29 protein-coding genes are annotated in these 15869 nt (G+C 52.2%); 1 reads left to right on the forward strand and 28 read right to left on the reverse strand.

Annotated features, from left to right (window positions below):
- Positions 1-206: 206 nt before the first annotated feature.
- Complete coding sequence (locus ACJJIL_RS19585) at positions 207-1661, forward strand: pectin acetylesterase-family hydrolase (protein WP_282934384.1); 1455 nt, start codon at positions 207-209, stop codon at positions 1659-1661.
- 56 nt (positions 1662-1717) lie between these two features.
- Here ACJJIL_RS19585 and ACJJIL_RS19590 read toward each other — a convergent pair whose 3' ends face one another.
- From ACJJIL_RS19590 to rplD, 28 genes are all read right to left on the reverse strand, one after another.
- Complete coding sequence (locus ACJJIL_RS19590) at positions 1718-2353, reverse strand: hypothetical protein (RefSeq protein ID WP_282934385.1); 636 nt, start codon at positions 2351-2353, stop codon at positions 1718-1720.
- A gap of 133 nt (positions 2354-2486) precedes the next feature.
- Complete coding sequence (locus ACJJIL_RS19595) at positions 2487-2744, reverse strand: YeaC family protein (protein ID WP_413664284.1); 258 nt, start codon at positions 2742-2744, stop codon at positions 2487-2489.
- Between the two features lie 72 nt (positions 2745-2816).
- A complete protein-coding gene (rplQ, locus tag ACJJIL_RS19600; protein WP_108731671.1) occupies positions 2817-3203 on the reverse strand; it encodes a 50S ribosomal protein L17 in 387 nt (128 codons plus the stop codon).
- 123 nt (positions 3204-3326) lie between these two features.
- The gene (locus ACJJIL_RS19605) at positions 3327-4331 is read right to left on the reverse strand and encodes a DNA-directed RNA polymerase subunit alpha (protein ID WP_282934387.1); all 1005 of its coding nucleotides are present in this window, start codon (positions 4329-4331) and stop codon (positions 3327-3329) included.
- Between the two features lie 44 nt (positions 4332-4375).
- A complete protein-coding gene (gene rpsD, locus ACJJIL_RS19610; protein ID WP_108731669.1) occupies positions 4376-4996 on the reverse strand; it encodes a 30S ribosomal protein S4 in 621 nt (206 codons plus the stop codon).
- Between the two features lie 15 nt (positions 4997-5011).
- Entirely contained in the window at positions 5012-5401 is a 390-nt protein-coding gene (gene rpsK, locus ACJJIL_RS19615) for a 30S ribosomal protein S11 (protein ID WP_020411406.1), read from the reverse strand.
- A gap of 89 nt (positions 5402-5490) precedes the next feature.
- Entirely contained in the window at positions 5491-5847 is a 357-nt protein-coding gene (rpsM, locus tag ACJJIL_RS19620) for a 30S ribosomal protein S13 (protein WP_282934388.1), read from the reverse strand.
- Between the two features lie 344 nt (positions 5848-6191).
- Positions 6192-6308, reverse strand: coding sequence for a 50S ribosomal protein L36 (rpmJ, locus tag ACJJIL_RS19625; RefSeq protein WP_010133825.1), 117 nt, complete (start codon positions 6306-6308; stop codon positions 6192-6194).
- A 41-nt stretch (positions 6309-6349) separates the two neighbouring features.
- Positions 6350-7696: a preprotein translocase subunit SecY gene (secY, locus tag ACJJIL_RS19630; protein ID WP_282934389.1), complete on the reverse strand. Its 1347-nt coding sequence runs from the start codon at positions 7694-7696 to the stop codon at positions 6350-6352.
- A gap of 11 nt (positions 7697-7707) precedes the next feature.
- Positions 7708-8142, reverse strand: coding sequence for a 50S ribosomal protein L15 (gene rplO / locus ACJJIL_RS19635; protein ID WP_282934390.1), 435 nt, complete (start codon positions 8140-8142; stop codon positions 7708-7710).
- 1 nt (position 8143) lies between these two features.
- Positions 8144-8329, reverse strand: coding sequence for a 50S ribosomal protein L30 (rpmD, locus tag ACJJIL_RS19640; protein ID WP_020411402.1), 186 nt, complete (start codon positions 8327-8329; stop codon positions 8144-8146).
- 38 nt (positions 8330-8367) lie between these two features.
- Entirely contained in the window at positions 8368-8874 is a 507-nt protein-coding gene (rpsE, locus tag ACJJIL_RS19645; protein WP_282934391.1) for a 30S ribosomal protein S5, read from the reverse strand.
- 10 nt (positions 8875-8884) lie between these two features.
- On the reverse strand, positions 8885-9235 hold the full coding sequence (gene rplR / locus ACJJIL_RS19650) for a 50S ribosomal protein L18 (protein WP_282934392.1): 351 nt from the start codon (positions 9233-9235) through the stop codon (positions 8885-8887).
- Positions 9236-9248: 13 nt separating this feature from the next.
- Complete coding sequence (gene rplF, locus ACJJIL_RS19655; RefSeq protein ID WP_282934393.1) at positions 9249-9782, reverse strand: 50S ribosomal protein L6; 534 nt, start codon at positions 9780-9782, stop codon at positions 9249-9251.
- Positions 9783-9794: 12 nt separating this feature from the next.
- Positions 9795-10187 carry a 30S ribosomal protein S8 gene (gene rpsH, locus ACJJIL_RS19660; RefSeq protein ID WP_282934394.1) on the reverse strand — a complete coding sequence of 131 codons (393 nt, stop codon included), beginning with the start codon at positions 10185-10187 and terminating at the stop codon, positions 9795-9797.
- 40 nt (positions 10188-10227) lie between these two features.
- Positions 10228-10533: a 30S ribosomal protein S14 gene (gene rpsN / locus ACJJIL_RS19665; RefSeq protein WP_020411397.1), complete on the reverse strand. Its 306-nt coding sequence runs from the start codon at positions 10531-10533 to the stop codon at positions 10228-10230.
- Between the two features lie 9 nt (positions 10534-10542).
- The gene (rplE, locus tag ACJJIL_RS19670) at positions 10543-11082 is read right to left on the reverse strand and encodes a 50S ribosomal protein L5 (RefSeq protein WP_020411396.1); all 540 of its coding nucleotides are present in this window, start codon (positions 11080-11082) and stop codon (positions 10543-10545) included.
- Positions 11083-11113: 31 nt separating this feature from the next.
- A complete protein-coding gene (rplX, locus tag ACJJIL_RS19675; protein ID WP_108731661.1) occupies positions 11114-11425 on the reverse strand; it encodes a 50S ribosomal protein L24 in 312 nt (103 codons plus the stop codon).
- 20 nt (positions 11426-11445) lie between these two features.
- Positions 11446-11814 (reverse strand): 50S ribosomal protein L14, encoded by a 369-nt coding sequence (gene rplN / locus ACJJIL_RS19680; RefSeq protein ID WP_067151032.1) that lies wholly within the window; start codon positions 11812-11814, stop codon positions 11446-11448.
- 46 nt (positions 11815-11860) lie between these two features.
- Positions 11861-12124: a 30S ribosomal protein S17 gene (gene rpsQ / locus ACJJIL_RS19685; protein ID WP_108731660.1), complete on the reverse strand. Its 264-nt coding sequence runs from the start codon at positions 12122-12124 to the stop codon at positions 11861-11863.
- 2 nt (positions 12125-12126) lie between these two features.
- Positions 12127-12318, reverse strand: a complete 192-nt coding sequence (rpmC, locus tag ACJJIL_RS19690) for a 50S ribosomal protein L29 (protein WP_020411392.1) — start codon at positions 12316-12318, stop codon at positions 12127-12129.
- Positions 12318-12731, reverse strand: coding sequence for a 50S ribosomal protein L16 (rplP, locus tag ACJJIL_RS19695; protein ID WP_282934395.1), 414 nt, complete (start codon positions 12729-12731; stop codon positions 12318-12320). The genes rpmC and rplP overlap by 1 nt, the downstream gene beginning before the upstream one ends.
- A gap of 11 nt (positions 12732-12742) precedes the next feature.
- A complete protein-coding gene (gene rpsC / locus ACJJIL_RS19700; RefSeq protein WP_282934396.1) occupies positions 12743-13423 on the reverse strand; it encodes a 30S ribosomal protein S3 in 681 nt (226 codons plus the stop codon).
- Positions 13424-13442: 19 nt separating this feature from the next.
- Positions 13443-13775, reverse strand: coding sequence for a 50S ribosomal protein L22 (gene rplV, locus ACJJIL_RS19705; RefSeq protein WP_282934397.1), 333 nt, complete (start codon positions 13773-13775; stop codon positions 13443-13445).
- A gap of 15 nt (positions 13776-13790) precedes the next feature.
- Positions 13791-14069, reverse strand: coding sequence for a 30S ribosomal protein S19 (gene rpsS, locus ACJJIL_RS19710; RefSeq protein ID WP_069946924.1), 279 nt, complete (start codon positions 14067-14069; stop codon positions 13791-13793).
- A 37-nt stretch (positions 14070-14106) separates the two neighbouring features.
- Positions 14107-14931: a 50S ribosomal protein L2 gene (gene rplB, locus ACJJIL_RS19715; protein ID WP_108731657.1), complete on the reverse strand. Its 825-nt coding sequence runs from the start codon at positions 14929-14931 to the stop codon at positions 14107-14109.
- Positions 14932-14945: 14 nt separating this feature from the next.
- The gene (gene rplW / locus ACJJIL_RS19720; RefSeq protein WP_282934398.1) at positions 14946-15242 is read right to left on the reverse strand and encodes a 50S ribosomal protein L23; all 297 of its coding nucleotides are present in this window, start codon (positions 15240-15242) and stop codon (positions 14946-14948) included.
- Complete coding sequence (gene rplD, locus ACJJIL_RS19725; RefSeq protein WP_020411385.1) at positions 15239-15853, reverse strand: 50S ribosomal protein L4; 615 nt, start codon at positions 15851-15853, stop codon at positions 15239-15241. Before rplD ends, rplW begins: the two co-directional genes overlap by 4 nt.
- Positions 15854-15869 lie beyond the last annotated feature (16 nt).

Here is a 15869-nt window from a genome sequence, read left to right on the forward strand (position 1 = left end):
ACTCTGTGACCGACAAGTTTCCCCTCATATCTTTCTAGACCAAAACATCATTATTAACTAACCTCATTGGGTTTTACCCAAACAGCGATTTGGACTAGCGTGCAAGTTGATTATCTATAGGGAGCAAATAACCTCCAAACAATTATTGCAGGATCAACAAAGCACACTCCAAAGAGAAAACACACAATACCTTAAGGGGATTAATAATGATAAAAATTCTCCGTGGTTTTATTTCAATACTCTTAGCGAGTTCTCTACTTATCACAGCGCATGCAAATGCAGAACCGGGTGATTACAACTTCTGGACTACCCTAAAGCATTTGTTTGATCCACCCAATGCCGATGCGCCAGTCACCTCACAGCAAGCTGAAGGGATGTATCCACTAACTATGGATGATCCCAGTTTTAATGATGATTTTGATCCTGGCGACTACAACACCTGGCAAAAAATTGATGTACCTACCAATACAGGTGCCATGTGTGGGAATGGATCACCCTATAAGTTCTTTGTTCACCGTGTTCCAGATACCAGTAACACCATTTTCTATTTCGAGGGTGGTGGGGCATGCTGGGACTATGAAAGCTGCTCAGGACAAGCTGGTATTCGCGGGGCTCGCAACCCCAATGGCATTCCCGATGATTACCTAAGCAATGTGCACTTGTTAGATTTTACAAATTTCGAAAATCTTACTACCGCTGGCGTATCCCCTTTGATTTATACACATCACCCCTACGACCAGTATAAAACTGGCGAGTGGAATATGGTTTATGTACCGTATTGCACAGGGGATATCTACGTAGGCGATAAAACTGAAATATACGAGGACACTACTGGCGAGAACCCCGACCTTATCTGGCACCACAATGGATTACGCAACGTTCAGGCAGTTACTTCCTGGGTGAAAAATAATTTGCAAAAACCGAAGCAGATGCTCGCTGCGGGTTGTAGTGCAGGCAGTATTGGTGCCCTGTTTAATTATTCAAAATTGCGCGAGGATATGAATGTCGATTATGGCTATCTCCTCGATGATTCAGGCCCTCTCTATCAGGCACCTTTAGACGGGAGTGACAGCACCCAATATCCCTCATTACCGCTACATAAAGAAGTGCTGCGCTCTTGGACTACCTATACCGCCGATAGCGATGAAAGCTCGGAAAATCCCATCACTATGTTAAAAGCCATAACACCGGGATTCGAAGCCAATCAGCTAGCCTCACTTTATGCTGCGCTTTCCAATAAATTCCCCTCAGATCGATTGGGTATTACGCACTTTCTTGCTGACGGGAATTTTTCATCGTACTCCTACGAGAGATTTTATGAGGATATTTATAATGATCCCGATGCAGACTCCCGTTTAAATAAATTGCGACAGCGCTGGCAGAAAGATACCCATGAAAATTTGATTCCACTGCTGGATCAAACTAGTAACTGGGGCTATTACTTCCCGATGTTCCGCAACTTGAACGAGAGCCACTGCACAACCATTATCGATTTAAACTATGGTGAGATTGCCGAGCACGGGCTTGAATTAAAAGATTTCCTCGACAACATCGTCAATCATAACGGTGGAGGAATGATTCGGGCATACGAAACCGATGAGGTTTCAGATTATGAGGACAATAGTAACTGGTTCTATGATCTGATCGGCTTGTTTATGTAATTAAAATGCCCCCAGCGCTGCCGGTAACTAGCTGGCAGCGCTGAATGATAGAAAGCCTAACTGCCATATACCGCCTCACGGGCGTCCTGAAGGCGTTTACGTAAGTATTCATGTCTACTCATACCATCGGGAAAGGACGTCATCTGCTGAACTTCCTCAACGATCGAGCGCTCAAGATCCTTATAGGTGGAAAAGCCCGGAACCTCGACATGAGGGTCGTAATCCCTGATCACCGTTTGCGCTTTATCCCGATAAATATTAAATAGCTCTTCAGCTCTTTGGGTGAACTCTGCCTGGTTAAGGCTATTTTTTTCCAGCCAAGCCAACTTCATTGAAAGCGCTTCATAGCCTGTAATACGCGATTCCCGCTCTATTTTTTCAATTGCATCCCAGGCCTCTTCACCAGAGAGATTGCCCAGGTCTGCAAAGTAGTCCTTGAGCGCCTGCTTAACATTCTCACGGTCCAGATAAGCCTGAACCCGAGGATGATTTAATAACTCTTCGACCTCCGCATGTTCCAGCTGGGACCAGGGTATGCTGTCAGAAATATTCTTTACTAATTCACTATCATCTTTTAGCGGCTCTATCATCTGGCGCACCTTGGCCACACTTGAGCGCACATCAATATCGTAGTGATCAACCCCTACAACGGCGAGCGTTACTGCTCCGGCAAGCAAAATCAGCTTTTTCATAATTAGTTACCGAGCAAATTAGAAATTATGTATTTGTCTGTCGGTAACTATCTAAGCAGAGAATTGGGAGAGCATGAAAGAAAATAACGCCCTCACCAATGAATAAAGTGCCAATATCTTACAGACTGATTAGCTAGCCAACCCAGTTAACAGCTTGCTCATCGTCTTTTTTTCCTACACAGGGCTCATCCTTGGTCTTCGGCGCCACATAGCCTACCTGTTGCTCCCGCGGAAGGTTTGCGGACTCCCAATTGGAAACCGCTTCTGCGCAGAGGCTGCGTTGCTCAGGGGATAGCGCAACACCATTAGGCCATTTTCCAAGTTCAATGGCCCGCTTTAAGCTGCCCACAATCTCGGGATTCAAACTCTTTAACAGTTGCTCAAAAGACATACAAAAATCTCCTTATGGCAAAAAAAAGGCCGGTCAAAGACCGGCCTTCCGTAGCGCTATGGCTAATAACGCTTAAGCTTCAGCAGCCTCGTCTTCTACTTGAGGACGGTCTACCAGCTCAACGTATGCCATCGGCGCCTTATCACCAGCGCGGAAACCACACTTCATGATACGGATGTAACCACCAGGACGGGCTTCGTAACGAGGACCCAGCTCGTCGAACAGCTTACGCACAGCATCCTTATCACGGATACGAGCGAAAGCCAGACGGCGGTTAGCAACACTGTCTTTCTTAGCCAGAGTGATCAGCGGCTCGGCAACGCGGCGCAGTTCTTTGGCTTTGGCCAGTGTGGTTTTGATCAGTTCGTGCTCCACCAGAGAGGCGCTCATGTTCTTGAACATGGCCTTGCGGTGAGCGCTCGTGCGGCTGAATTTACGGCCACTATAGCGATGACGCATGACTCAATTCCTTACGACCTAAGTTGCTGTCACAGCAGGTCGTTCTGGAGCGGTGTCGCGCTAAGCTGTAGCACCGCTCGGGTTCTTTCTACTAATCACGACACCGTCGCGACTACCAAATGCTTACAGGGGGCTTAACTTGCTGTCGCCTTTCAGGCTGGCCGGCGGCCAGTTTTCCAGGCGCATACCCAGGGACAAACCACGGGAAGCCAGTACGTCCTTGATTTCAGTCAGAGACTTCTTACCAAGATTCGGCGTCTTCAGCAGTTCTACTTCAGTGCGCTGAATCAGATCACCGATGTAGTAAATATTCTCTGCCTTCAGACAGTTCGCCGAACGTACAGTCAACTCCAGGTCGTCTACCGGGCGCAGTAGTACCGGATCAACTTCAGGCTCTTCAGCCTTCGGCTGTGCATCCTTCTCGCCTTCCAGGTCCACAAATACTGCGAGCTGTTGCTGCAGAATAGTGGCGGCGCGACGAATAGCCTCTTCCGGGTCCAGGGTACCGTTGGTCTCCAGATCCAGAACCAGCTTATCCAGGTCAGTGCGCTGTTCTACACGCGCGCTTTCCACGCTGTAGGAAACGCGACGCACTGGGCTGTATGAAGCATCCAGCTGCAGACGGCCAATTGCACGGCTTTCCTCTTCCTCGCCACGACGAGCATCGGCGGGCTGGTAGCCACGGCCGCGCGCTACAGTGAGACGCAGGTTGAGCTCGACATCACCAGTAATATTGGCGATCACGTGCTCAGGATTAACGATCTCGATGTCGTGATCTACCTGGATATCTCCAGCAGTCACCGCACCTGGGCCCTTTTTGCTCAGGCTCAATACCGCCTGATCCTTACCGTGCATAACAACGGCGATTTCTTTCAGGTTGAGCAGGATTTCAATTACATCTTCCTGCACACCTTCGATCGCGCTGTACTCGTGCTCGACACCTTCGATTTCCACCTCGGTGACGGCGCAGCCCGGCATGGAGGACAGCAGGATGCGACGCAGCGCATTGCCAAGAGTGTGGCCAAAGCCACGCTCCAGGGGCTCCAAAATCACTTTGGCGTGATTCGGATTGTACTCGGTGACGTCAATACGACGCGGTGTCAAAAACTCGTTGACAGCAGTCTGCATAGCCATACCTGTTTACAGTTGCATTCCTTAAAGTGGACTTATTGTTACTTGGAGTACAGTTCCACGATAAGGTTTTCGTTGATCTCTGCCGGCAGATCGACACGATCCGGAGTGCGCTTGAAAGTGCCTTCCAGTTTGCTCGCGTTTACGTCTACCCACTCGACATCGCCACGCTGGGCAGCGAGGGAAACGGAATTCTGGATACGCAGCTGCTTCTTGGCTTTCTCACGTACAGCGATAACGTCGCCTTCTTTAACCTGGAAAGAAGGGATGTTAACGGTAGTGCCGTTTACAAGAATCGCTTTGTGGGAAACCAGCTGACGCGCTTCAGAGCGAGTTGAGCCGAAGCCCATGCGGTAAACCACGTTGTCCAGACGCTGCTCGAGAAGTTGCAGCAGGTTTTCACCTGTAGCGCCCTTCAGACGTGCTGCTTCCTTATAGTAGTTACGGAACTGCTTTTCCAGTACGCCGTAGATACGACGAACTTTTTGCTTTTCACGCAGCTGAATACCGTAGTCGGACAGACGACCGCGACCAGCGCCGTGCTGACCGGGTTTGGATTCTGCGCGACACTTGGAGTCGTGCGGACGAACACCACTCTTCAGCTGCAGGTCAGTCCCTTCACGACGGGACAGTTTACATTTTGGTCCAATATAACGTGCCATTTTGTCAGCCCCCTCTTACACGCGACGCTTTTTAGGTGGACGACATCCGTTATGCGGGATAGGCGTCACGTCGGTGATGTTGGTGATCTTGTAGCCGCAGTTGTTCAGTGCACGAACGGCAGATTCGCGACCGGGGCCAGGGCCCTTAACTTCTACGTCGAGGTTTTTCAGGCCGTATTCCTGAGCTGCAGTACCTGCGCGCTCAGCGGCAACCTGGGCTGCAAACGGGGTGCTCTTACGCGAGCCACGGAAGCCAGATCCACCTGCGGTGGCCCAGCTGAGGGTATTACCCTGGCGATCAGTGATCGTCACGATCGTGTTGTTGAACGATGCGTGGATGTGGGCAATACCGTCGACAACGGTCTTTTTGACCTTTTTGCGAACAGTAGTTTTTGGCTTAGCCATACCAGTATCCTAAATCCTGTATCAAATCCCCTCGGCGATTAGCCGGACGGGGCATCTTGAACCGCGATTTCGCGCCTTTTAGTTAAGGCTTACTTGCGAATCGGCTTGCGCGGACCCTTACGGGTGCGAGCATTGGTCTTGGTGCGCTGACCACGCAGCGGCAAGCTGCGACGGTGACGCAGACCGCGATAACAACCCAGGTCCATCAAACGCTTGATGTTCATGGATATTTCACGGCGCAGGTCGCCTTCCACGGTCAGTTTTGCAACTTCACCACGGATGGTTTCGATCTGCTCTTCAGACAGTTCGCGGATTTTGGTGGATTCAGCGATACCAACCGCTGCCAAAATAGACTTAGCCGTAGTGCGACCAACCCCATAAATGTGGGTCAGGGAGATTACGGCGTGCTTGTGGTCTGGTACATTGACACCAGCAATACGTGCCATAGAGGCGTACTCCACGTATTGGAGTCACTGCTTTATATTAAGTATGTGACTCTACTTTGATTTCGGCGCTGACAGCGACTAAAAAACCGGCGGCGCCACCAAAAAGGCGCGCAAGAATAGCTTTTCAGACACTAATTTGCAATAGCCAACGTCCGCATCGGTCCCCCGAAGCGGATGAAGACGACAGTCAACGCCCCCAGTTGGAAGTTTGCTGTTGCTAACTTCCCACCCCAAAAAACTTCCCGGGGTGTTGCCATTCGATACGGGGCTGTATCGAGTGGCGAATTTTTCCAGCTTTTACAGAGGCGCCCTGAGGGCGCTCTCCGCAAGGGGCTGGCCCCTTCTTAGCCTTGACGCTGCTTGTGACGTGGCTCAGCGCTGCAGATTACCCGCAGAACACCCTTGCGACGCACGATTTTGCAGTTACGGCAGATCTTTTTTACAGAAGCGCGTACTTTCATGACCTTACCTCAATTCAATCAAACTGCGAGCAGGCGACGCCCTAGCGACGACCGTAGCTTTGCAGGTTAGATTTTTTCATCAAACCCTCGTACTGGTGCGACAGCAGATGCGATTGTACCTGTGCCATAAAGTCCATCACTACGACTACAACGATCAGCAGTGAGGTACCCCCCAGATAGAAGGGAACGTTAAACCCAACCACCAGGAACTGCGGCAGCAGGGATACCAGTGCGATGTATACAGCACCCACCAGAGTGAGGCGAGTCAGCACGCTATCGATATAGCGGGCCGTCTGCTCTCCAGGGCGAATACCTGGCACATAAGCACCGGACTTTTTCAGGTTATCCGCAACTTCATTCGGGTTGAACATCAACGCCGTGTAGAAGAAACAGAAGAAACCAATCAACAGTGCGAACAGAATAATGTTCAGCGGTTGCCCTGGTCCAAGCTGCAACGCCATCCACTGCAGGATCTCTGCACCGAGACCTTCCCCGCCCTGACCAAACCACTGTGCCAGTGTGGCCGGGAACAACAGGATACTGCTGGCAAAGATTACCGGAATTACACCGGCCATGTTTACCTTCAGCGGCAAGTGGCTCGCCTGTGCAGCTGGAGCTGCAGAGTAACGTCCCGCTTGGCGCCTGGCGTGGTTGATCGTAATGCGACGCTGGCCGCGTTCCATAACAACCACAAAGAACACTACAGCAAGAGCGATGACGCCAATCATCAACAGCATGAGTATGTGCAGCTCACCCTGTCTCGCCTGTTCAAATGCCTGGCCGATGGCACCGGGTAAACCGGCGACGATACCGGCAAAAATCAGCATGGAAATGCCGTTGCCAACACCGCGCTCAGTGATCTGCTCACCGAGCCACATCATAAATACAGCACCAGTCACCAGTGACGTTACCGCCACAAAGTAAAAACCAAACGCGGGCTCAGATGAGTAAGCCAGGTTCTGCCCTGCCAGGCCGAAAGTCATACCGATGCCCTGAATCAGGGCCAGTATTACCGTCAGATAACGGGTGTACTGGTTGATCTTACGTCTTCCGGCCTCCCCTTCCTTCTTCAACGCTTCCAGAGAGGGAGTCACCGCGCTCATCAACTGCATGATGATGGACGCGGAGATGTAGGGCATGATGCCCAGCGCCAGAATACTCATCCTTTCCAGGGCGCCGCCTGAAAACATGTTAAACAGGCCAAGGATGGTTCCCTGGTTCTGGTTAAACAGGTTTGACAGCTTTTCCGGATCAATGCCGGGCACCGGAATATGTGTCCCCAGTCGATAAACAAGAATCGCTAGAAACAGAAAACGAAGGCGAGCCCAAAGCTCGCCCAATCCCTTGCTGTTGCCCAGGGGATTTCCACCGGATCCTGGTCGTGCCATTGGCGCCTCGATTAGTCTTCTATTTTACCGCCAGCAGCTTCAATCGCTGCCTTTGCACCTTTGGTAACTCCCAGACCCTTAACGGTAACAGCTTTGGTCAGCTCACCTGAGAGGAACACTTTGGCGCGTTTAATATGGCTGCCGATAATATCGGCATTCTTAAGCGCTGCCAAATCGATTACGTCATTTTCTACCTTCGCCAGCTCAGCCAGACGTACTTCTGCGGTAAAGCGAGAAACACGAGCGGTGAAACCGTACTTAGGAAGACGCTTCTGCAAAGGCATCTGACCGCCTTCGAAGCCCGGACGAACACTGCCGCCGGAACGCGCTTTCTGACCTTTGTGGCCGCGGCCACCGGTCTTACCAATTCCGCTACCAATACCGCGACCAACGCGCTTGGCGCTGTGCTTGTGGCCTGGTGCTGGAGATAAGTCGTTCAAACGCATGTTATTCCCCCTCAACCTTAACCAGGTAGTTTACTTTGTTGATCATACCGCGCACGGAGGGAGTATCCTCCACTTCCACTGTGTGGCCGATGCGGCGCAGGCCCAGACCCGCAACGCACGCCTGATGACTTTTCAGGCGTCCGTTGATGCTTTTGGTCTGGGTCACTTTTATGGTCTTCTTAGCCATGGTCTTAACCCACCAATAACCTTAAATCCGAGCTGTAATTAGCCCAGAATCTCTTCGACAGATTTACCGCGCTTGGCAGCTACATCTTCCGGGCTCTGCATTTGCTCCAGAGCTTTGAAAGTTGCACGTACTACGTTCACCGGGTTGGTGGAGCCGTAACACTTAGCCAATACGTTGTGTACACCAGCCATTTCCAGAACGGAGCGCATAGCACCGCCGGCAATTACACCGGTACCCTGGGAAGCGGGCTGCATGTAAATCTTGGAACCGCCGTGGCGACCATTGGTAGCGTACTGGATGGTGTCACCATTCAGGTCTACCTGGATCATGTTGCGGCGTGCAGATTCCATCGCCTTTTGAATCGCTACAGGCACTTCACGTGCCTTGCCACGACCAAAGCCAACACGGCCATTGCCATCACCAACTACGGTCAGTGCGGTAAAGGCGAAGATACGACCACCTTTAACAGTCTTGGCAACGCGGTTGACCTGGACCAGCTTCTCCTGCAGGCCTTCGTCGTTGCTTTTGTCTTTCTCTCTAGCCATAACTCAACCCTTAGAATTTCAGACCGGCTTCGCGGGCAGCGTCAGCCAGAGCCTTAACACGGCCATGGTATCTGAAGCCGCTACGATCGAAGGCAACTTGTTCAACGCCAGCGGCTTTCGCGCGCTCAGCGATCAGTTTGCCAACTGCGGCAGCAGCGTCAGCGTTGCCTGTTTTACCAGAGCGCAGGTCCTTGTCCAGGGTAGAGGCGGAAGCCAATACCGCGCTGCCTTCGGCAGACAGGATCTGTGCGTAAATGTGGCGCGGGGTGCGGTTCACGGTGAGGCGAACGGCGCCCAGCTCACGGATCTTGGCGCGGGCACGACGTGCACGACGCAAGCGAGATGCTTTCTTAACGTTCATATCTATGCCCTACTTACTTCTTCTTGGCCTCTTTGCGATACACGCGCTCGTCGGCATAACGGACACCCTTACCTTTGTAGGGCTCCGGCGGACGGAACGAGCGGATCTCAGCGGCCACTTGGCCCAGCAGCTGTTTATTGCTGCTCTTCAGTACGATTTCAGTCTGGGATGGAGTTTCCGCAGTCACGCCTTCCGGCAACTGATAATCGATCGGATGGGAGAAGCCCAGGGTCAGGTTAACCGCTTTACCGGCTGCTTTCGCACGATAACCAACACCCAGCAACTGCAGCTTCTTCTCGAAGCCCTTGCTTACGCCTATCACCATGTTATTGACCAAAGCACGGGTGGTACCCGCCAAGGCTCTGGCCTGCTTGGAGTTATTGCGCGCGGCAAAAGTCAGCTGGCTTTCAGCCTCGCTCACTTCTACATCACCGTGAATAACCATATCCAGGTTACCGCTACCGCCTTTAACAGCGATATTTTGACCTTTCAGGTCTACGGTTACACCTGCGGGGATAACTACCGGACTATTTGCTACTCGAGACATTGCAACCCCCGCTTAGAATACGGTGCAAAGCACTTCGCCACCGATACCAGCCTGACGTGCAGCGCGGTCAGTCATCACACCATTAGAGGTGGAAACGATCGCGACACCCAGGCCACCACGTACGGTAGGCAGAGCTTTTTTACCAGTGTAAGCGCGCAGGCCCGGACGGGAAACGCGATTGAGCTCGGCAATAACCGGCTTGCCCTGGAAGTATTTCAGAGCAATGGTCAGTTCCGGCTTAGCGCCTTCGCTTACGTTTAAATCAGTAACGTAACCTTCGTCTTTCAGGACTTTGGCCACTGCTACTTTCAGTTTGGATGATGGCAGGGTGACTTCCGCCTTTCCGCGCGCCAGGGCATTGCGGATGCGAGTCAGCATATCTGCCAACGGATCTTGCATACTCATCTTATGAGACTCCTCAAATCTGCCTTAAACCAGCTGGTAATTACCAGCTGGACTTCACGAGGCCAGGAACATCACCACGCATCGCAGCTTCACGAAGCTTGTTACGGCACAGGCCGAACTTGCGGTATACAGCGTGGGGGCGACCAGTAATACGACAGCGGCGTTGCTGACGTACCGGGCTTGCATCGCGCGGCATTTTCTGCAGCTTGAGTTGAGCCTCCCACTGCTCCTCTTCGGAAGCAGTGGAACTGGCGATGATCGCCTTCAGCTCTTGACGCTTCTCGGCGTACTTAGCTGCGGTTCGAGCGCGCTTGTTTTCGCGCGCAATCATGGATTTCTTCGCCATGGAATCCTCTTAACCCTTGAAAGGGAAGTTGAACGCTTTCAGCAGCGCACGACCTTGATCGTCGTTTGCAGCTGTAGTGGTAATACAAATATCCAGACCGCGGAGCTTGTCTACTTTGTCGTAGTCAATTTCCGGGAAGATGATTTGCTCAGTCACGCCCATAGAGAAGTTACCGCGGCCGTCGAACTGCTTCGGGCTAATGCCACGGAAGTCGCGGATACGCGGAATCGCGATGTCAACCAAACGCTCCAGGAACTCATACATGCGCTCACCGCGCAGAGTTACCTTGCAGCCGATCGGCCAACCGTCACGAATCTTAAAGCCCGCAATAGACTTGCGCGCTTTAGTAACGATGGGCTTTTGACCAGTAATTGCTGTCATATCGTTGACAGCGTGCTCCAGCACCTTCTTATCACCAATCGCTTCACCAACACCCATGTTGATGGTGATCTTGGTGATGCGCGGCACTGCCATCACATTCTCGAGACCAAGCTCTTCTTTTAGCTTGGCCACGAGGTCCTTAGTGTAGAGCTCTTTAAGCTTTGCCATGATCTACCAACCTGCTTTTGCGTCAAGAGCCTTAGATGGCTTCGCCGCTGGATTTGAAGACGCGAATCTTAGTGCCGTCTTCCAGTACTTTAAAGCCCACCCGGTCAGCCTTCTGGGTGTTAGGGTTGAAGATGGCTACGTTGGAAGCTTGGATAGCAGCTTCTTTCTCAACGATGCCACCTGCAATACCCATCTGTGGGTTTGGCTTTTGGTGCTTTTTGATCATCTGTATGCCGGAGACAATCAGACGACCGTCGTTCAGTACTTTACGTACTGAACCACGTTTGCCCTTGTCACGACCGGCGATAACGATCACTTCGTCGTCACGCTTGATCTTGCGCATAACTCTTCTCCGCTCGAGGCCTAGATAACTTCGGGAGCGAGGGAGATGATCTTCATGAACTTCTCACCGCGCAATTCGCGAGTTACCGGACCAAAAATACGGGTGCCAACCGGCGCCAGTTGCTGGTTCAGCAGCACCGCTGCGTTATCGTCAAATTTAATCAGGGAACCGTCCGCGCGACGCACACCTTTTTTGGTGCGAACCACAACGGCGTTCATTACCTGACCTTTCTTCACTTTACCGCGGGGGATGGCTTCCTTAACGGTTACCTTGATAATGTCGCCCACGCCGGCATAACGACGATGGGAGCCGCCCAGCACCTTGATGCACATGACGCGGCGAGCCCCACTGTTGTCAGCTACTTCTAAGTAGGATTCCGCTTGAATCATTGTCTCTCTCCGAAACCTTTCAATTCGGCAGTCAATGCGCTAGGGGTTATACCTTCGCCGCACGCTCTACAATTTTCTGCAAAGCCCAAGATTTACTCTTGGACAGAGGACGAGATTCCTCGATGGTTACAACATCACCGATGCTGCAATCATTGTTCTCATCATGTGCCTTGAGCTTTGTGGACTTGTTTACAATTTTGCCGTAGATCGGGTGCTTAACACGGCGCTCGATCAAAACGGTGATGGTTTTATCCATCTTGTCACTCACAACCTTGCCGGTCAGAGTACGCTTCAGTTTTGCTTCAGCCATGATTAATTACCTGCCTTCTCGGTCAACACAGTCTTTATGCGAGCAATGTCGCGACGAGTCTGCTTCAGCAGATGAGTCTGAGCCAGTTGACCGGTGGATTTTTGCATACGAAGCTTAAATTGAGCTTCGAGCTGGTTCAGCAGTTCCTGGTTCAGCTCTTCAACTGACTTTTCGCGTAGATCTGCAGTCTTCATTACATCACCGAACGCTTAACGAAAGTTGTTTTTACAGGCAGCTTGGCCGCAGCTAGTGCGAAAGCCTCACGAGCCAGCTCCTCGGACACACCCTCCATCTCATAGAGGACCTTGCCCGGCTGGATCTGAGCTACCCAGTATTCAACGCCACCTTTACCTTTACCCATTCGAACTTCGAGGGGCTTATTGGTAATTGGCTTGTCTGGAAACACACGAATCCAGATTTTACCGCCACGTTTAATGTGACGAGTCATTGCGCGACGAGCCGCTTCGATCTGGCGCGCAGTAATGCGACCACGACCGGTAGCCTTAAGGCCAAACTCGCCAAAGCTCACTTTAGAGCCGCGCTGAGCAAGACCGCGGTTGCGACCCTTCTGTACCTTGCGGAATTTTGTACGCTTTGGTTGCAGCATTTGCGTACCCCTTATTTAGCAGCTTTTTTGCGGCTCTTTACCGGCTTCTCATCGGGCACTTCGTCACCGATTACCTCGCCTTTAAAGATCCACACCTTGATACCGATGATGCCGTAAGTAGTCTTCGCTTCAACATTGGCGTAGTCAATGTTGGCGCGCAGGGTGTGCAGGGGCACACGGCCTTCGCGATACCATTCGGTACGCGCGATTTCTGCACCGCCAAGACGGCCACTTACTTGAATCTTGATACCTTCGGCACCCTGACGCATAGCGTTCTGTACGGCACGCTTCATAGCGCGACGGAACATAACACGGCGTTCCAGCTGCTGGGCAACGTTCTGGCCAACCAGAGCCGCGTCCATATCAGGCTTGCGCACTTCTTCGATGTCGATGTGCACAGGTACGCCCATCTGCGCACTTACTTCTTTGCGCAGACGTTCTACGTCTTCACCTTTTTTACCGATCACGATGCCCGGACGTGCAGTGTGAATCTTCACACGTGCAGTGTTTGCCGGACGTTCGATCTCGATACGGCTCACAGAAGCGTGGGCCAGTTTTTTGCGAATGTATTCGCGAACTTTCAGATCCGTGTACAGCTTGTCTGCGTACTCGTCGCTGCCGGCATACCAAACAGAGGTATGCTTTTTAACGATACCCAGACGAATGCCGGTAGGATGTACTTTTTGTCCCATGGTTTTCTCGCCTGCTCTCTTATTTCTCGGCCACTTTCACAGTGATGTGACAAGTACGCTTAAGAATGCGATCAGCACGACCTTTAGCACGCGGCTTAATGCGCTTCATGGTCATACCTTCGTCCACAAAAATTGTGGAAACCTTCAGCTCGTCAACGTCAGCACCTTCGTTGTGCTCAGCGTTGGCAATGGCCGACTCCAGTACTTTCTTAATGATCGCCGCACCCTTTTTAGTACTGAAAGCCAGTATATCCAGGGCCTCTTCAACGCCTTTGCCGCGAACCTGATCAGCTACCAGTCGCGCCTTTTGCGCCGATAGACGTGCGCCGCGTAATTTTGCTGCTACTTCCATCTTTATAACCTCGGCTTAGCGCTTCTTCGCTTTCTTGTCCGCAGCATGACCGCGGTAAGTGCGGGTAGCAGCGAACTCGCCCAGTTTATGGCCAACCATTTCTTCGTTAACCAAAACGGGCACGTGTTGACGACCGTTGTGCACGGCAATCGTCAGTCCAACCATTTCCGGCATAATCATGGAACGGCGGGACCAGGTTTTAATCGGCCGACGATCGTTTGCTGCAATCGCTGCCTCCACCTTCTTGATCAAATGCAGATCAATAAAGGGACCTTTCTTTAATGAGCGTGGCACTGTCGATTCCTCTCTAGCTGCTCAGACATCGCGCGGCTTACTTGCCGCGACGACGTACTATCATCTTATCGGTGCGCTTGTTCTTGCGCGTTTTCTTACCCTTGGTCGGAACGCCCCACGGAGTAACCGGATGACGACCACCAGAGGTACGGCCTTCACCACCACCGTGCGGGTGATCTACCGGGTTCATCGCCACACCGCGAACGGTAGGACGAACACCACGCCAGCGTGCAGCACCAGCTTTACCCAGCTTGCGCAGGCTGTGCTCGGAGTTGCTCACTTCACCCAGGGTTGCGCGGCACTCAGCGAGAACCTTGCGCATTTCGCCGGAACGCAGACGAATGGTCGCATACTGACCTTCACGAGCTACCAGCTGCACAGAGGCACCAGCAGAACGGGCCAGCTGAGCGCCTTTGCCTGGCTTCAGCTCGATCGCGTGGATTACAGAACCTACCGGAACGTTGCGCAGAGGCAGAGTGTTACCCACAACAATCGGTGCGGCATCGCCGGACTGAATGGTGGCACCTGCTTTCAGGCCTTTCGGTGCGATAATGTAACGACGCTCACCGTCGGCGTAACACACCAGAGCGATGTGTGCGCTGCGGTTGGGATCGTACTCCAGACGCTCAACTTTAGCCGGAATACCGTCTTTGTTGCGCTTGAAGTCGATTACACGGTAGTGCTGCTTGTGGCCACCACCGATGTGACGGGTAGTGATACGACCATTGTTGTTACGGCCACCACTTTTGCTCTTGCTCTCCAACAGAGGAGCGTAAGGAGCACCCTTGTGCAGGTCGGTGTTAACAACCTTAACCAGGTGACGACGGCCGGCGGAGGTCGGTTTTGTTTTTACAATTGCCATTGTAACGGTCCCCTTTACTCAGCAGCTTCAAAATTGATGTCGCTGCCCTCAGCCAGGCGAACGTAGGCTTTTTTCCAATCGCTGCGCTGGCCCATGCCATTGCGAGTGCGCTTGGTTTTGCCCTTTACGTTCACGGTGCGAACCTGCTCAACGGAAACGTTAAACAGCTTCTCAACCGCAGCCTTGATCTCAGCTTTTTCGGCGTCGGTGGTAACCTTGAAAACTACCTGATTGGCGCTATCCGCCAGTCCAGCAGCTTTTTCGGAAATTACCGGGCCCAGCAGTACTTTGTAGAGTCGCTCTTGGTTCATCCCAGCACCTCTTCAATTTTCTTGAGCGCAGAAACGGTAACCACGACCTTATCAAAGCGAATCAGGCTTACTGGATCGATCGCCTGTACATCGCGGACGTCGATCTTGTGCAAGTTGCGTGCGGCCAGGTAGAGGTTTTCGCTAACCTCTTCAGTCACGATCAGCGCATCGGACAGGTCAAACTGAGCCAGTTTGCTTACCAGCTGCTTGGTCTTGGGTGCGTCCACATCAAAGGACTCAACCACTACCAGGCGCTCCTGACGAGCCAGCTCAGACAGAATGCAACGCAGTGCAGCGCGGTACATTTTTTTGTTCAGCTTAACGCTATGATCGCGTGGATCAGCGGCGAAAGTTACGCCACCGGAACGCCACAGCGGGCTGCGGATAGTACCGGCACGTGCGCGGCCAGTACCTTTTTGGCGCCATGGCTTCTTACCACCACCAGAAACATCGGAACGATTTTTCTGCGCCTTGGTACCCTGGCGAGCGCCGGCCATGTAGGCCACAACTGCCTGGTGTACCAGATCTTGGTTGAACTCACGTCCGAAAGTCACTTCAGAGACAGCTACTGTGCCTTTAGCGCCTTCGGGAGTAGCGATATTCAGTTCCATATCTATTTCCCCTCAG

The organism is Microbulbifer maximicatervae (SeqCode), from assembly GCF_052468095.1.

Coding starts and splice junctions, on each gene's coding strand:
- rpsE (WP_282934391.1), bottom strand. CDS start 8,874: ATGGCTAGAGAGAAAGACAAAAGCAACGACGAAGGCCTGCAGGAGAAG.
- rplB (WP_108731657.1), bottom strand. CDS start 14,931: ATGGCAATTGTAAAAACAAAACCGACCTCCGCCGGCCGTCGTCACCTG.
- rplW (WP_282934398.1), bottom strand. CDS start 15,242: ATGAACCAAGAGCGACTCTACAAAGTACTGCTGGGCCCGGTAATTTCC.
- rplE (WP_020411396.1), bottom strand. CDS start 11,082: ATGGCAAAGCTTAAAGAGCTCTACACTAAGGACCTCGTGGCCAAGCTA.
- secY (WP_282934389.1), bottom strand. CDS start 7,696: ATGGCACGACCAGGATCCGGTGGAAATCCCCTGGGCAACAGCAAGGGA.
- ACJJIL_RS19595 (WP_413664284.1), bottom strand. CDS start 2,744: ATGTCTTTTGAGCAACTGTTAAAGAGTTTGAATCCCGAGATTGTGGGC.
- rpsD (WP_108731669.1), bottom strand. CDS start 4,996: ATGGCACGTTATATTGGACCAAAATGTAAACTGTCCCGTCGTGAAGGG.
- ACJJIL_RS19605 (WP_282934387.1), bottom strand. CDS start 4,331: ATGCAGACTGCTGTCAACGAGTTTTTGACACCGCGTCGTATTGACGTC.
- rpsC (WP_282934396.1), bottom strand. CDS start 13,423: ATGGGACAAAAAGTACATCCTACCGGCATTCGTCTGGGTATCGTTAAA.
- rplV (WP_282934397.1), bottom strand. CDS start 13,775: ATGGAAGTAGCAGCAAAATTACGCGGCGCACGTCTATCGGCGCAAAAG.
- rplF (WP_282934393.1), bottom strand. CDS start 9,782: ATGTCTCGAGTAGCAAATAGTCCGGTAGTTATCCCCGCAGGTGTAACC.
- rplQ (WP_108731671.1), bottom strand. CDS start 3,203: ATGCGTCATCGCTATAGTGGCCGTAAATTCAGCCGCACGAGCGCTCAC.
- rplN (WP_067151032.1), bottom strand. CDS start 11,814: ATGATTCAAGCGGAATCCTACTTAGAAGTAGCTGACAACAGTGGGGCT.
- rpsK (WP_020411406.1), bottom strand. CDS start 5,401: ATGGCTAAGCCAAAAACTACTGTTCGCAAAAAGGTCAAAAAGACCGTT.
- rpsN (WP_020411397.1), bottom strand. CDS start 10,533: ATGGCGAAGAAATCCATGATTGCGCGCGAAAACAAGCGCGCTCGAACC.
- ACJJIL_RS19585 (WP_282934384.1), top strand. CDS start 207: ATGATAAAAATTCTCCGTGGTTTTATTTCAATACTCTTAGCGAGTTCT.
- rplO (WP_282934390.1), bottom strand. CDS start 8,142: ATGCGTTTGAACGACTTATCTCCAGCACCAGGCCACAAGCACAGCGCC.
- rplD (WP_020411385.1), bottom strand. CDS start 15,853: ATGGAACTGAATATCGCTACTCCCGAAGGCGCTAAAGGCACAGTAGCT.
- rpsM (WP_282934388.1), bottom strand. CDS start 5,847: ATGGCACGTATTGCTGGTGTCAATGTACCAGACCACAAGCACGCCGTA.
- rpmC (WP_020411392.1), bottom strand. CDS start 12,318: ATGAAGACTGCAGATCTACGCGAAAAGTCAGTTGAAGAGCTGAACCAG.
- rplR (WP_282934392.1), bottom strand. CDS start 9,235: ATGAACGTTAAGAAAGCATCTCGCTTGCGTCGTGCACGTCGTGCCCGC.
- ACJJIL_RS19590 (WP_282934385.1), bottom strand. CDS start 2,353: ATGAAAAAGCTGATTTTGCTTGCCGGAGCAGTAACGCTCGCCGTTGTA.
- rpmJ (WP_010133825.1), bottom strand. CDS start 6,308: ATGAAAGTACGCGCTTCTGTAAAAAAGATCTGCCGTAACTGCAAAATC.
- rplP (WP_282934395.1), bottom strand. CDS start 12,731: ATGCTGCAACCAAAGCGTACAAAATTCCGCAAGGTACAGAAGGGTCGC.
- rpsQ (WP_108731660.1), bottom strand. CDS start 12,124: ATGGCTGAAGCAAAACTGAAGCGTACTCTGACCGGCAAGGTTGTGAGT.
- rplX (WP_108731661.1), bottom strand. CDS start 11,425: ATGCGCAAGATCAAGCGTGACGACGAAGTGATCGTTATCGCCGGTCGT.
- rpmD (WP_020411402.1), bottom strand. CDS start 8,329: ATGGCTAAGAAGACCATAAAAGTGACCCAGACCAAAAGCATCAACGGA.
- rpsH (WP_282934394.1), bottom strand. CDS start 10,187: ATGAGTATGCAAGATCCGTTGGCAGATATGCTGACTCGCATCCGCAAT.